This is a genomic window from Desulfonatronum parangueonense (assembly GCF_054656975.1).
Genome location: NZ_BAAHXH010000003.1, coordinates 824,093 through 837,114, shown reverse-complemented (window position 1 = coordinate 837,114; position 13,022 = coordinate 824,093). Strand labels below are relative to the sequence as shown.

Annotated in this window: 13 protein-coding genes; 5 read left to right on the top strand and 8 right to left on the bottom strand. The window is 56.5% G+C overall.

What is annotated here, in order from left to right; genetic code table 11:
- Nucleotides 1–48: 48 nt before the first annotated feature.
- Nucleotides 49–726: a Crp/Fnr family transcriptional regulator gene (locus tag ACYQ15_RS04235; RefSeq protein ID WP_459936277.1), complete on the top strand. Its 678-nt coding sequence runs from the start codon at nucleotides 49–51 to the stop codon at nucleotides 724–726.
- A gap of 296 nt (nucleotides 727–1,022) precedes the next feature.
- Here the strand turns inward: ACYQ15_RS04235 and ACYQ15_RS04230 are convergent, their stop codons facing one another.
- The 4 genes from ACYQ15_RS04230 to ACYQ15_RS04215 all read right to left on the bottom strand — a co-directional run bounded on the left by ACYQ15_RS04230 (nucleotide 1,023) and on the right by ACYQ15_RS04215 (nucleotide 4,250).
- Nucleotides 1,023–1,568 carry a WbuC family cupin fold metalloprotein gene (locus tag ACYQ15_RS04230; protein WP_459936276.1) on the bottom strand — a complete coding sequence of 182 codons (546 nt, stop codon included), beginning with the start codon at nucleotides 1,566–1,568 and terminating at the stop codon, nucleotides 1,023–1,025.
- Nucleotides 1,565–2,836 carry a peptidase U32 family protein gene (locus ACYQ15_RS04225; protein WP_459936275.1) on the bottom strand — a complete coding sequence of 424 codons (1,272 nt, stop codon included), beginning with the start codon at nucleotides 2,834–2,836 and terminating at the stop codon, nucleotides 1,565–1,567. The genes ACYQ15_RS04230 and ACYQ15_RS04225 overlap by 4 nt, the downstream gene beginning before the upstream one ends.
- 20 nt (nucleotides 2,837–2,856) lie before the next feature.
- On the bottom strand, nucleotides 2,857–3,717 hold the full coding sequence (locus tag ACYQ15_RS04220) for a PHP domain-containing protein (RefSeq protein WP_459936274.1): 861 nt from the start codon (nucleotides 3,715–3,717) through the stop codon (nucleotides 2,857–2,859).
- 167 nt (nucleotides 3,718–3,884) lie between these two features.
- On the bottom strand, nucleotides 3,885–4,250 hold the full coding sequence (locus ACYQ15_RS04215) for a flagellar protein FlaG (RefSeq protein WP_459936273.1): 366 nt from the start codon (nucleotides 4,248–4,250) through the stop codon (nucleotides 3,885–3,887).
- A 574-nt stretch (nucleotides 4,251–4,824) separates the two neighbouring features.
- On the opposite strand from ACYQ15_RS04215, the gene ACYQ15_RS04210 reads away from it, so the two are divergent.
- A complete protein-coding gene (locus tag ACYQ15_RS04210) occupies nucleotides 4,825–5,751 on the top strand; it encodes a flagellin N-terminal helical domain-containing protein (RefSeq protein WP_459936272.1) in 927 nt (308 codons plus the stop codon).
- A gap of 114 nt (nucleotides 5,752–5,865) precedes the next feature.
- Here ACYQ15_RS04210 and rnc read toward each other — a convergent pair whose 3' ends face one another.
- A complete protein-coding gene (rnc, locus tag ACYQ15_RS04205) occupies nucleotides 5,866–6,555 on the bottom strand; it encodes a ribonuclease III (protein WP_459939546.1) in 690 nt (229 codons plus the stop codon).
- Between the two features lie 429 nt (nucleotides 6,556–6,984).
- Between rnc and ACYQ15_RS04200 the strand changes: the two genes are divergently transcribed.
- Complete coding sequence (locus ACYQ15_RS04200) at nucleotides 6,985–8,046, top strand: phosphotransacetylase family protein (protein ID WP_459936271.1); 1,062 nt, start codon at nucleotides 6,985–6,987, stop codon at nucleotides 8,044–8,046.
- Nucleotides 8,047–8,171: 125 nt separating this feature from the next.
- On the opposite strand, the gene rnhA is transcribed toward ACYQ15_RS04200, so the two are convergent.
- From rnhA to ACYQ15_RS04185, 3 genes are read right to left on the bottom strand one after another with little or no spacing between them, the layout of a single operon-like run.
- Nucleotides 8,172–8,645, bottom strand: coding sequence for a ribonuclease HI (gene rnhA, locus ACYQ15_RS04195; RefSeq protein ID WP_459936270.1), 474 nt, complete (start codon nucleotides 8,643–8,645; stop codon nucleotides 8,172–8,174).
- Nucleotides 8,642–9,220: a TPM domain-containing protein gene (locus tag ACYQ15_RS04190; RefSeq protein ID WP_459936269.1), complete on the bottom strand. Its 579-nt coding sequence runs from the start codon at nucleotides 9,218–9,220 to the stop codon at nucleotides 8,642–8,644. Before ACYQ15_RS04190 ends, rnhA begins: the two co-directional genes overlap by 4 nt.
- 35 nt (nucleotides 9,221–9,255) lie before the next feature.
- Complete coding sequence (locus ACYQ15_RS04185) at nucleotides 9,256–10,635, bottom strand: phosphomannomutase/phosphoglucomutase (RefSeq protein WP_459936268.1); 1,380 nt, start codon at nucleotides 10,633–10,635, stop codon at nucleotides 9,256–9,258.
- 184 nt (nucleotides 10,636–10,819) lie between these two features.
- On the opposite strand from ACYQ15_RS04185, the gene hflK reads away from it, so the two are divergent.
- Entirely contained in the window at nucleotides 10,820–11,983 is a 1,164-nt protein-coding gene (gene hflK / locus ACYQ15_RS04180; RefSeq protein ID WP_459936267.1) for an FtsH protease activity modulator HflK, read from the top strand.
- Nucleotides 11,980–12,849 carry a protease modulator HflC gene (hflC, locus tag ACYQ15_RS04175; protein ID WP_459936266.1) on the top strand — a complete coding sequence of 290 codons (870 nt, stop codon included), beginning with the start codon at nucleotides 11,980–11,982 and terminating at the stop codon, nucleotides 12,847–12,849. The genes hflK and hflC overlap by 4 nt, the downstream gene beginning before the upstream one ends.
- The last annotated feature ends 173 nt before the right edge of the window (nucleotides 12,850–13,022 follow it).

The following is a 13,022-nucleotide window of genomic DNA, read 5'->3' as shown; positions in this document are numbered from 1 at the left end:
ATTTTTTCGACAACATCAACGCCAACACGCCAACACAACGGGTCCAACATGGATGAACACATCACCGCCCTGCTCGGCAAGATGCCGGTCTTTCAAGGGCTGTCCACGCAGCAACTTCAGTCGCTGGCCAATATTGCCGAACCGATTCGGTATCAGCCTGGTGATCTCATTTTTTCCGAGGGCGATCCGGCGGCGGGCTTTTTTCTTGTTCTTTCCGGGCAGGTGAAGGTGTTCAAGATGTCCTTTGACGGCAAGGAGCAGGTGCTCCACTTTGTCGGACCGGATGAAATTTTTGCCGAAGTCCCGGTCTATTCCGGGGGAGCCTATCCGGCCAATGCCGCGACGTTGCGGGAGACGAGAACCCTTTTTTTTCCCAGGGCCGCCATTCGCAGGCTTGTGGCCAGGGATCCGAATCTGGCCATGAACATGCTGGCCGACCTGTCGAAGCGGTTGCGTCAGTTGACCAGGCTGGTGGAAAATCTGTCCCTCAAGGAAAGTCCGGCCCGGCTGGCGGCGTATCTGCTGCATGCCGGCAGCGAACTGGTGCAGACGGACGAGGTGGAACTGGATGTGACCAAGGGCCAGCTGGCCACCCTCTTGGGCACGACGCCGGAAACCCTCTCCAGGACATTGAAAAAGATGTCTGAAAACGGCGTGATCGAGGTCCACGGGCGGACCATCAGGCTCCTGGACAAGGCGGCTTTGGAAGATATGGCCGCGGGATAAATATGCCCGCACTGAGTCGTTCTGCTCAGAGCGTCCCAAGCCAAACCGGATGGCAACGATTCACCTTGAGAGCAGAAAAGGATAGTTTTCCAGTAACTACTCAACTCATCCGAGAAAAAATATGACTGGATACCGGCCTACGCCGGTATGCCTTCAATATGCATCGGCCTTCTTTCACCAGTCATTCCGGCGAAAGCCGGAATCCAGTTGTTTACCGCGGTGTTCAACAGCCTTTTCTGAGCAGCTACATTTTGCTGAGTAGCCAAATGGTATTCAACCGGATGATGTTCAAGGTGTCACGTCAACCCGAATGCCGCTCTGAACCGTTCTTCCAGTTCCCGCAAGTACTTTGCTGCATCAACGCTGTCCGCGGGCGGGGCCCAGGGGGCGAAATCCTTGTCCGTTGCCGGTGCATAGGGCCCCGGCTTGACTTCATAGATCACGGTATCCGGCGCCAGGGCCAGAATCGTGTGCCAGACGCCGGCCCGGACGTCGACGGCGAAATCCCCGCGCTCCCGGTCCAGCAGGACGCGCTCTTCCCGGATACCGTCAGGAGTCTGATCAAAAACCACAACTCCGGCACTGCCCTGCAAGATGACGAATCCTTCGGACTTGGGCGGATGCAAATGCCGATGGGGCCGGGCGTAGGTGCCGGGCTGCAGAGCGTTGAGCATGCGGTGCATCGGATCCTCGTCTCCGGCATGCAGAATGTGAATTTCACGCAGCCGGGGATTGCGGGCCGCATCCGTGGCTTTCTGCCGCAAGAGGCGGGCATCCACCGCCTGAAAGTGCTCGTGGCCGGAGATCGTGGCCAAATCGGATTTACGGTGCAAGGCGCTCATCGAGTGGGTGACGTTCTTTCAGGCTGGTCCTGTCGGACAAAAATGCCCGGTCGGCAGGATGGGTGAGAGCAGGAGAGCAGGACACGCTGACCTGGGTGGGCGAAAGCGAGCTTTTCGCCCCGCTCGTTCTCCAGGCCGTACTCCGATGCCTGCACCACAGGGCGGCGCAGGCCCGGCAGAACCAGTTCCATTGGTTTCGCCGCATCCCAACGATCCAGAACCTGGACCATCCACTGTTCCTGTGTTTCCTGGCGGATCAGATGGCCAACCATGGTCATCCGACCGGCACAATCCCAGCGTCTCGCGGTTGCACTCGGAGCACCGGGAAGAAAGAAGCCGGAATCCATGGGCCGATGCAGGGCCAGTCCAAGTTCATGCAGGTAGAGCTGCGGCCGGAACCGGCCCACGGTCAGATCCTCGAGTGCCGTGTGATAGACGTCGCAGGTCAGGGCGACATAGGCCGCGGATCGCATTCGGCCCTCGATTTTCACGGCTTTGATCCCATTTTTCCAAATCCAGGGCAGATACTTGACCAGGCAGAGATCGCGAGGACTGAAGAAGGCCGTGTACTCCTGGTCCTCCAGGACTTCCCACAGGATTTCGCCAGGCCGGAGCTGTTCTTCCACGGCCATGGCCTTTGGCCGATACTTGAACCGGCATGGCTGTGTGCAGCTTCCCTTGTTTGCGGAGCGGGCGTTCAGATAGGCGCTCAACGAACAGCGCCCGGACAAGGCCAGACACATGGCGCCGTGGACGAACATTTCCAGTTCCAGATCCGGCACGGCCCTGGCCAGGCTCCGGATATCGCCCAAGGCCATCTCCCGCGCCAGATTGATCCGCGTCGCGCCTTGGTCGCGCCAGAATGCCGCGGCCGCGCTGTTGCCGGTATTGGCCTGGGTGCTGACATGGAGAGGCACATGCGGCAAAAACTTCCGGGCCAGATGAAACACGCCGGGATCGGCCACAATCAACCCGTCTACGCCGGCATCGCCCAAGTCCGAAAGCTGCTCCAGGCAGGTTCGGACCAGGTCCAGGTCCTTCTCCAGAGGGAACGCGTTCAGGCAATAATAGATTTTGACATTGGAGGAACGAGCCTGCTCCAGGGCCTCGGACAAGGTTTCCCGGTGAAAGCCGTCGGCGCCGGCTCGCAGATTCAACGAGGGTCCGCCGAGATACACGGCATCCGCTCCGTAAAGCAACGCAGCCTGGAATTTGACGGGGTTGCCGGCCGGCGCCAGCAGTTCAGGGCGAGGCGAATGGAAAGGCATCAGCAGAGGTCAATGTACTATCAGGCGGCAAGCCCCTGACGGACTCGATGTTCCTTCATCGCCTCCAGCAGCTCGGAGGATACGAACAAGCCGCCGCGGCCGACGCCTAAATGGACATCCGGCTTCACGGAGCCGTGAAAATCCGATCCGCCGGTGACCAGGAAATCCAACTCCCGCGCCAGTTGCAGGTACAGGTGGGTCTGATCCGGCCGATGCAAGGTGTAATGTGCTTCAATACCGTCCAGGCCGAATTCCTTGAGCTGGCGCAGAACACCCCGAAGATCCGGCCCCTGCAACCCGAGCAGGAAAGGATGCGCCAGAACCACCGTGGCTCCGACGGATTTCAAGAGTTCAATGCCCTGGCGAGGGTCCAGCTTGACCTTGGGGATATAGGCCTTGCCCTCGGAACCGAGATAATCCCGGAAGGCTTCACCGACATCCCGCACATATCCCTTGGCCTGCATCACCTGGGCAATATGCGGGCGGCCCACGGCATCGCCTCCGGAAACGGCCAGAACCTCTTCGTAGGCAATTTCCATATCCAGGGCGTTGAGTTTCGCCATGATCAGATGATTGCGCTCATGCCGGCGGTCCCGCAGATACTGCAGGGAGTCGCTGAGCGCGCTCCGGCCCGAAGGGATCCAGTACCCCAGGATATGCATGTTGCCATGAGGCGAAACAACGCTCAGCTCGCAACCCGGGATGAATTCTATTCCCAGATTCTCGGCTGCTCGAGAGGCCTCGTCCAGGCCGCCGGTGGTATCATGGTCGGTCAGGGCAATGGCCTCCAGACCAGCGGCAACCGCCGCCTGGATCAATTCTGTGGGGGTCAGGGTTCCATCGGAAGCATTCGAGTGGGTGTGCAGGTCTATTCCAGGCATGGGATGGGATGGTTGGGTAGAAGGTGGGTTGGCGGGATGTATTGCATTCTGAGTGCAGTTCACCAGATGCTCAATCCGGATCAGCGTTGAATTTTGAACATCTCTACCCTATTCCCAGTGGGCTCACAAGAATAAGCCCATGCCGGAAACGTGTCGTCTTGCTCCCCTCACAATGATCGATTCACGATCAAGCCGGCCATCTCGTCAATGGATTCAGCCAGCCGAATGATCTCGTCCGGCGGAAAACGCCGTATGACCTCCTTGGTTTCCGGGTTGAACACCTCCACCTGAAACCGGTCGCTGTTGTCGGTCATTTTCAGCCGCACATTCAACCCCGTTCCGTCCAACCTGTCCTGGGCGACATCCAGGGCCTCCATCAGAATGTTTTTGGTTTGTCGTGAAGAGCTGTCGTCAGGTTCATGACCAACAGGCTCAACAGCCGCTTTTGCCTTTTCATCGACCTTCCCGACATTGTTCAGCAATGCCGTTCCTGAAGGGGATGCAATTTTTTCCAAAACGCTTTCCAGTTGCATGTCGGCACTCCTCCGTTGACGGCTGAACTCACAAACAAATTATGCTGGATTGATGGATTATTTCCGGCTCCACAGTCTGAACGAACAGTTCAGGAAAAAGGGGTGAGCCGGCCAGGGAAAATTTCAAGTCGATATACCTCGTCTGCTCAAATCCATTATCGGACAATCTGCCTGATTACTTTAGCCCAAAGCCGCAGCATTCAGGCAACTCCAACAACAATGGGCGAACGCACTACCATATCAACACCAATCTCTGACCATCGCCTGGATGAAGGCCAAATCAGATAAGCAATATTTTCAGCCTCGCGTCATGCCAATGACATGGATAGACACATGAAAAATCCGGTCAAAAAATAATTATCACCCCATAACAACTTGAATTAAATAAAAAAATAAAAAAAATCATCATCCTTGGCGCAGTTGGCTGCACCTGTTCAGAATCTTTTAAAAAATTGTCGCCTCAAAAAGTGCCATACAATCCAACAAATTGAAATAATGTAGATATTAAACATTGGCATCTGGATTGCTTAGCACGAGACATCACCGTGTCACACCTTTTTGAGGAGGTCTCGCTATGTCTTTGACTATCAATAACAACTTAATGGCCCAGAACGCCGCCCGGAACCTTGCCCAAAGTTATGGCAGGCTTGGGACGTCCACGGAGCGGCTTTCTTCAGGTTTGCGCATCAACAGCGCCGCGGACGACGCCGCGGGTTTGGCCATTCGCGAATTGATGCGCGCGGAGATTTCCTCCATGCGCCAGGGCATCCGCAATGCCAATGACGCCATCTCCATGATCCAGACAGCGGACGGCGCCTTGGCCGTCATCGACGAAAAGCTGATCCGAATGAAGGAACTGGCCACCCAGGCCGCCACCGGCACCTACAACTCGGACCAGCGCCTGATCATCGACTCCGAATACCAGGCCATGGCCTCGGAAATCACCCGAATTGCCAATGCCACGAAGTTCAATGGGATCTACCTGCTGAACGGCAATCTTTCTGCTTTAAGCCCCAATGCCGCCAATTGGGGGGAAGATCATGAAGGTGACGGATTGAATTCTAAAGGACCTCTCAAAATCCATTTTGGCCCAGCAAACAATAGTTCCGAGGATTATTACTACATCGCAATCGGAAATTCCACGGCCTCGGCTTTGGGCGTGGGCAGCAGTTCAGACACGTCCAACAGCAGTGCAGGTCATTCCATTTCCACCCAACAGGGTGCCCAGGAAGCACTGGAAGCCTTGGAAAACGCCATCCTTTCCAAGGACAACATTCGCGCAAGTCTCGGTGGTCTGCAAAACCGCCTAGCCAACACCATCACCAACCTCTCCATCCAGGCCGAAAACCTGCAAGCCGCAGAATCGCGGATCTCGGACGCGGACGTGGCTCTCGAGATGACCGAGTTCGTGCGCAACCAGATCATCACCCAGGCCGCGGTGGCCATGTTGGCCCAGGCCAACTCTCTGCCCAGAATGGCCATGCAGCTCATCAGCGGCTAGTCGGCACAGCCGGTTAATCCATAAAATTGTAGTACTTGTGACATCGGTTGACCTCCTCCTGACATCCGTCCCCTGGGACCGTGTTCCCACGGGACGGATGTCTACCGCTGCAGGTCAACTGTTTTTGAGGAACATCAGGGCTTGGCTGGCGGCATTTTGCTCGGCTTTTTTCACGCTGCTCCCCGAACTCCGGAATTCCTCCCCCGACGGCAGCTTGAGCATGACATGAAAGGTTCGCTCATGCTCCGGTCCCGAACTCCCCTCCAGAACATAGGACGGCCTGTCCCGATAATTCTGCTGGGTCAATTCCTGCAATTTGGTTTTATGATCCTTTTCCACGGTCACCTCGACCTGTTTGGGCCATAGGTCGGCGAACTGCTCCACCACCCACTTCCTGGCCGTGGCATAACCTCCATCCAGAAAAACGGCCCCCAGCAGCGCCTCGAAAGCATCGCTGAGCAGCGATTGGCGGTGCCGCCCACCTTGATTTTCCTCTCCCCGCCCCAGCAGCAAGGCCTGGTCGATGCGCAGTTTGCGGGTCAAGCCGGCCAGTACGGCTTCATTGACAAGCATGGCCCTGAAGGTAGTCAACTGCCCCTCGTTGGCATCGGGATACCGGGCAAAGAGTTCCTCGGTGATGCACAGTTCCAGAACCGCGTCTCCCAGAAACTCCAGTCGCTCATTGCTCTGGCCTCTTCCGGCAGACTCGTTTGCAAACGAACTGTGCGTCAATGCTTCATGCAATAGATTCAAGTCCTGAAACGTGTAATTGAAATTCCTTTTTGACAAGTCATCCTGAGTCAGTGACACGTTGACCTTCCCCCTTTTTTATGTGCAAAAGAGCCTTTTCACTCACCGGGATTTAATGGCCTTCCACTTGAGAATGCTGCCCGTTCATGTCCGATGGCAAGCCAGACATTTCCTCCACTCGGCCCCCCCGGGCCGTCATCGGCTGTCCATTCCCGGAAGCGTCCCATGCTCCGGACAGGTGCAGCTATCAGGGAAAAAAATACCCAGTCAACCGTTTTTTCAAACAGAAATCCGGACTGCCTGCTTGCCCATCCAACCTTTCATCGAGCAGAACATGCCATTTATCTAGGTTGGAGGAGACTTGCCTTGAAAATCTTGCGATTGATATTGGGTCCGCGTAAATTACATGGAGTAAATTGCTAGAAGTTTGACGGAAGTTCATTCACCCTACACGATAACGAACGTACTTGAAGGAGGCATCCTATGGTCGGCATGTATGTTGGCTCGACGTCCGGTTATTCAGGCAAGAACCTGATAGCCATGGGACTTGGTCTGAAGTTTCAAAAAGACGGCCTGAACGTCGGCTACATTAAGCCAGTGGGCGCCGTTCCCGTGCAAAAAGACGGCAAAATGGGCGATGAGGATGCTTTTTTTGTCCAGGATGTTCTGGGCCTGAGCGAAGATCCTGAAGTCGTCACCCCTGTTCTTGTCACCGAAGACTTCAAGGCCAAGGCCTTTGGCGGTCTGACCCACGACCTTATGGGCGACATCAAGCGCAGCTACGAAACCATCAGTAAAGGGAAGGACGTCACCATCGTGGCCGGTTCCGGAAGCATGTACTCCGGAAAATACTGCAATGTCGACGCTGTCGAGGTCATCCGCACCCTGGGCATCAAGTCCATCGTCATCGATCGCTATTCCAAGGAGTTGAACTACGACTACCTTGTGGTGCTCAAGGACGCTTTGGGAGATCAGTTGATCGGCACGATTCTGAACGATGTTCCCATGGACTTCATGGATGAGTTGAAAAACATGCTTGTTCCCTTTCTGGAACGCAGTGGCGTGAAGGTCCTGGGAATTCTGCCGCGGGATCCGCTGCTCGGCGCGGTGCAGGTGGGCGAACTGGCCCAGAGGCTGGGCGGCAAGCTTGTCGCGGCCAAGGACAAGGCCGACCGGGTCGTTGAGAATTTTCTCATCGGCAGCATGCAGGTCGAAAACTTCATGACCCACTTCCGCAAGAACAAAAATACCGCCATCATCATGGGCGGCGACAGATCGGACGTCCAGCTCGTGGCCCTGGAAGGCGAGTGCCCGTGCCTGATTCTGACCGGCAACATCTACCCCAACGACATCATCCTGACCAGGGCCGAGGTCAGAGGGGTGCCCGTCATCGTCGTTCGGGACGACACCTTTACCATGTCCAAGAAAATGGATGCCATTTTGTCCCGGATGAAACTGCGGGACATGGTCAAGATTCAGCAAGGCGCCCAGATCGTCAGCAACAATGTTGACGTTGCGTACATCAAGGAAAAACTGGGATTGTAGGTTCCTCGCCAGCCGCGGGTGCGTGCCGCTCAGGTTATACTCAAGGCGTCCCTTCCAGAAGGGACGCCTTTTTTGCAGCCGTTACGCCGTGATGACCGCGGTCGTTTCCGTCCGGCACGTCTCCCTTACCGGATATACCCCGTGTCTTTCGGCAAACCTGAGCCCGATGCCGCGGCGCTGGCCAGTCGGTCGCAGCATTCGTTCTCCGGGTTTCCGGAATGACCGCGCACCCAGTTGAAACAGACATCATGGGTCTTGAGCAGCGCATCAATCCGCACCCACAAATCCTGGTTCTTGACCGACTTCTTGTCTGCCGTCCGCCAGCCGTTACGCTTCCAGTTGGCCAGCCACCCCTTGTTCACGGCGTCATGCAGATATTTTGAATCGGTATATAACGAAACCACGCTGGGCTCCGGCAGTGCATTCAGGGCCTCGACCACGGCCAGCAGTTCCATCCTGTTGTTGGTCGTCAATCCAAATCCTCCGGAAAACTCCCTGCGGTCCGGTCCGTTGATCACCACCGCTCCCCAGCCCCCAGGACCCGGATTTCCCAGGCATGCTCCATCTGTATAAATAATTGTCGTCTTTTCCTGATTCATTCCTTCTCATCCTCATTCTTCAAGGATCCCCGGTAGGACCCATAATTTCCCACTTGTGCTCCAGAACCATGCGGTTCGAATCGGACGCCGCCCGGGTTGCTCAACGAATCCCAGATCATGCCCAGGGCATCTCCCAATCCCCGTTGCCAGTTGCCGCTTTCCCAGTACGGAATGAAGTGCTCATGGCGCAGATAGGTCGTAAAACCATGCCCCAAAGCTCGTTCCACAATGGGAGGCAGCACCACGACCACCTGCTCCTGTTCCGGGTTCAGGGCAATGTAGATGGTTCTGGCGTCCAGAACCGGCATGGAGAGGGCGTCCGTCGCGATGAGCAGGCGCAGTTCCAATCCGAAAGATACGCGCAAAGCCCGCGACAACTCCACGACGGAATTCTTCTGCTCCTCGGTCAAGGCTCCGGCCTGATCCATCACAACCTGCCGTGTATCCAGCATTTCGATGGTGCGTTGATTATGCTTCCAGAACAGCCAGATCACGCCCATGAACACAAAGATCACGCCCAAAGTCCGCAACAACCCTTCCCAGGGTGGGGCATCCTGTCTTACGCTGAATGGCATTCAACAACCTCGCTCGGATCTGACTCGCTCTACAATCATTGCATTTCGCCGCCGAATTCAGCAATCCACTGTTGCAAGGGTTCTTCCACCAGAGCGCGAATCTCCGCCAGCCTTTGTTCGGACTCTGCTTCAAAACGCAACACCAGCACGGGTTGGGTATTGGAAGCCCGCAGCAGACCCCAGCCGTCCGGAAGGACAATCCGGACACCGTCGACGTCGACCATGTCGTAGCGGTCCCGAAAGTAGTCCCGGGCCCGATCCACGACCTGGAACTTGATCTCTTCCGGGCAATCCACCCGCAGTTCAGGCGTGGAAAAGATCCTGGGCCATTCGGCCAGATACTTGCTCAGGGGCTTGTCCGGCGCCTGTCCGATGATCTCCACCAGCCTGAGGGAAGCATAGAGTGCGTCATCAAACCCGTAGTAGCGGTCGGCAAAGAACATGTGCCCGCTCATTTCACCGGCCAGAACCGCCCTGGTCTCCTTCATCCTGGCCTTGATCAGGGAGTGCCCCGTCTGCCCCATGATCGGCTTCCCGCCGTGATCGGCAATATCCTGAAACATAAGGTGCGAACACTTCACTTCGCCGATGACGGTTGCGCCTGGGCGTTCCTTGAGGACCTGGCGGGCGAAGACAGCCAGCAGACGGTCTCCATAGATCATCTTGCCCTGTTCATCCAACGCGCCGATACGATCCCCGTCCCCGTCCAGCCCGATGCCCACATGGGCCTTTGTCTCCAGAACCTTGGCCCGCAGATCGTCGTTGTTCTCGTCCCGGGTCGGGTCCGGATGATGGTTGGGAAAGTCGCCGTTGGGTTCGCAGTATAATTCCACAACATCCGCACCGATCCGCCGCAACAACTCGGCGCAGATTTCCCCGCCCGCGCCATTGCCGCCATCCACCACGACCCGGACCGGGCTTTCCAGGCGAACCTGCCCCCCAACCTCTTCCAGGTACGCCGGAACAACATCGTGCTCCACGGCCATGCCCTGCCCCCGGGCGAATTCGCCCCGACGCATGATGGTATACAACTCCTGGACATCAGCCGAATGAATGGTCCCCTCTCCGAGCCAAACCTTGAAGCCGTTGAACTCCGGCGGATTGTGACTGGCAGTGATCATCACCCCCGCCTCACGGTTGAACTTCTTGACCGCATAATAAAAAACCGGCGTTGGAACCATGTTGATAAAAAGGACATCCACGCCCGTTGCCAGCAAGCCCCTGATCATGGCGCTCTGGTAACCCGGAGAACTGTGTCGGCAATCATGGCCAACCACGGCCTGCCGCCTGCCATGCTGCAGGAAAAAGGTTCCGCATGCCCTGCCGAGCGTTTCCACCCATTCCTCGTCAAAATCCCGGTCCACGACCCCCCGGATGTCATACGCCCGAAATATCTCCTGTTTCACGGATTTCATGTAGCTGCTCCTCGTCGATGAACTTCAATGATTTTTGTCTTGCCGAGTGACCTCATATTCGCATTTTGATATCAAGCCAAGCAGATCCCGCGCATGTTCAGACTTTTAGTAGGTTCGGCTACGTAAAACCTTACAAGCGAGATACAGTATTGACCTGATATGCTTCTTAACTTATATTCAGGCGATGAACTGGGACTGGGACAAACTCCAAGACAAGCGGAAAAGGAACGGCCCTCCGAGCGGGGGCCCGGATCTCGCGCAAATCAACGAACAGTTGAACAAACTGAAGAATATCAAACTGCCTGGCGGCGGCAAGATAGTTTTCCTGGTAGTTCTTCTGCTGTGGCTTGCCTCCGGGATCTACATCGTCAATCCCGACGAACTCGGTGTGGTGCAACGCTTCGGCGCCTTTCACCGGATAACCGAACCGGGGCCTCATTTCCACATCCCCTATCCATTCGAGTCCGTGCAGACTCCCAAGGTCACGCAAGTCCGGCGGTTTGAAATCGGCTTCCGGACCATTGGCCAGAATACGCCAATGGGGGTGGAACCACAGTTTCGGGCTGTACCTGAAGAATCGCATATGCTCACCGGTGATGAAAACATCGTGGACGTGCAATTCATCGTCCAGTACCAACTCAATGACCCCGTGAAGTACCTGTTCAACATCCAGATGCCGGACGCTTCCGTGAAAAGCGCCGCGGAAACGGCCATGCGTGAAGTTATCGGCTACAACATGCTGGATGCGGCCTTGACCGACGGCAAACCGGCCATTCAGGATGAAACCCGTGCCCTGATGCAAATGATCATGGATCGTTACGAATCCGGAATCCAAATCCTGGCGGTACAGTTGCAGGACGTGCAGCCGCCGGAACCGGTCATCGACGCGTTCCGAGACGTGGTCCGAGCCAGGGAGGACGCGGTCCGCATCCAGAATCAGGCCGAAGCCTACCGCAACGACATCGTGCCCCGGGCTCGCGGTGAAGCCGCGATCATCCTGAACCAGGCCGAGGCGCACAAGGAAGCCGTGGTCCGCAGGGCCGAGGGTGAAGCGCAACGTTTCCTCTCCATCCTGGCGGAGTACAATCAGGCTCCGGATGTCACCAGAACGCGGATGTACATCGAAACCATGGAGGAGATTCTGAGCAATCCCGAACTGACGAAAACCTTTCTCTCGGATCAAGCCTTGAGTCAGGTTCTTCCCTATCTGCCTCTGGACAGAGTCGCTCCACGGACCAGAAATCCTGAACCTGTTGATGCGGGCCGACAGGCCGGTCAACCCGCGGTATCCTCGGGGGCTCCCGCCTCCACTGGCTCCACCGCGGTTCGAGGAGGGCGCGCGCAATGAAGACGCCTCGCTTGACGCTTCCGGTCTTCCTGGTTGCGGCCTTCGTCCTGTTCATTCTGGTAACGCAGAGCGCTTTTATCGTAGACGAAACGCAACGGGGCATCGTTCTCCAACTGGGTAGGCCGGTAGGAGAGACAAAAGAACCAGGGCTGCATTTCAAACTGCCCTTCATCCAGAACGCTCTACTCTTTGATGCCCGGATCCTGGACTACGATTCCCGCCCCGCGGAAATCCTGACCAGGGACAAAAAGAACATGATGGTGGACAACTACTCCAAGTGGCGCATCGTTGATCCCTTGCGGTTCTACACCACCCTGCGCACCCTGCCCATGGGGCAGGCCCGCCTGGACGACATCATCTATGCCGAGCTGCGGGTCCTTCTGGGTCAGCATACCTTGACCGAGGTTGTCACCACGAAACGGGCGCAGATCATGGAAGAGCTGACCATCAAAAGCAACAGACTGGTCCAGGAGTTCGGCATCGAGGTCATCGACGTGCGGATCAAGCGCACCGACCTGCCCGCGGAAACACAACGGGCCGTATTCAACCGGATGATCGCCGAACGGGAGCGGGAGGCCAAAACCTACCGCGCCGAAGGTGAAGAAACCGCCGCCAACATCCGCTCTCAGGCGGATCGGGAGCGGGTCATCCTCCTGGCCCAAGCCAACCGCACGGCGCAGCACCTTCGCGGTGAAGGCGATGCCCAAGCCGTAAAGATCTTCGGGGAAGCCTTGAACCGCAACCCCGAGTTCTACGAGTACATGCGGACCCTGGAAGCATACAGACTAGCCTTCCACGGCAACACCCAAGTCATCCTCACCCCGTCCAGCCCGTTCTTGCGGCTGTTGCAGGATAATAATTTGTAGTTTGGGTGAAACGTAAATCGAACTTGAGTCAAAAACAGCGGAGGCCTAAAGCCTCCGCTGTTTTTTTTGCAGCTAATGATATTTCCGATTTGGCGTTGGAATCGAAGTCGGGGTCGGTATCGGGGTCGGTATCGGAATCGAATGAAAACATGTGGTATCCTCCGCATGGCTCG

Bases quoted from the DNA above. Each gene is read 5' to 3' on its own strand.
- ACYQ15_RS04235 (WP_459936277.1), top strand. From the start codon at position 49: ATGGATGAACACATCACCGCCCTGCTCGGCAAGATGCCGGTCTTTCAA.
- ACYQ15_RS04230 (WP_459936276.1), bottom strand. From the start codon at position 1,568: ATGAGCGCCTTGCACCGTAAATCCGATTTGGCCACGATCTCCGGCCAC.
- ACYQ15_RS04225 (WP_459936275.1), bottom strand. From the start codon at position 2,836: ATGCCTTTCCATTCGCCTCGCCCTGAACTGCTGGCGCCGGCCGGCAAC.
- ACYQ15_RS04220 (WP_459936274.1), bottom strand. From the start codon at position 3,717: ATGCCTGGAATAGACCTGCACACCCACTCGAATGCTTCCGATGGAACC.
- ACYQ15_RS04215 (WP_459936273.1), bottom strand. From the start codon at position 4,250: ATGCAACTGGAAAGCGTTTTGGAAAAAATTGCATCCCCTTCAGGAACG.
- ACYQ15_RS04210 (WP_459936272.1), top strand. From the start codon at position 4,825: ATGTCTTTGACTATCAATAACAACTTAATGGCCCAGAACGCCGCCCGG.
- ACYQ15_RS04200 (WP_459936271.1), top strand. From the start codon at position 6,985: ATGGTCGGCATGTATGTTGGCTCGACGTCCGGTTATTCAGGCAAGAAC.
- rnhA (WP_459936270.1), bottom strand. From the start codon at position 8,645: ATGAATCAGGAAAAGACGACAATTATTTATACAGATGGAGCATGCCTG.
- ACYQ15_RS04190 (WP_459936269.1), bottom strand. From the start codon at position 9,220: ATGCCATTCAGCGTAAGACAGGATGCCCCACCCTGGGAAGGGTTGTTG.
- ACYQ15_RS04185 (WP_459936268.1), bottom strand. From the start codon at position 10,635: ATGAAATCCGTGAAACAGGAGATATTTCGGGCGTATGACATCCGGGGG.
- hflK (WP_459936267.1), top strand. From the start codon at position 10,820: ATGAACTGGGACTGGGACAAACTCCAAGACAAGCGGAAAAGGAACGGC.
- hflC (WP_459936266.1), top strand. From the start codon at position 11,980: ATGAAGACGCCTCGCTTGACGCTTCCGGTCTTCCTGGTTGCGGCCTTC.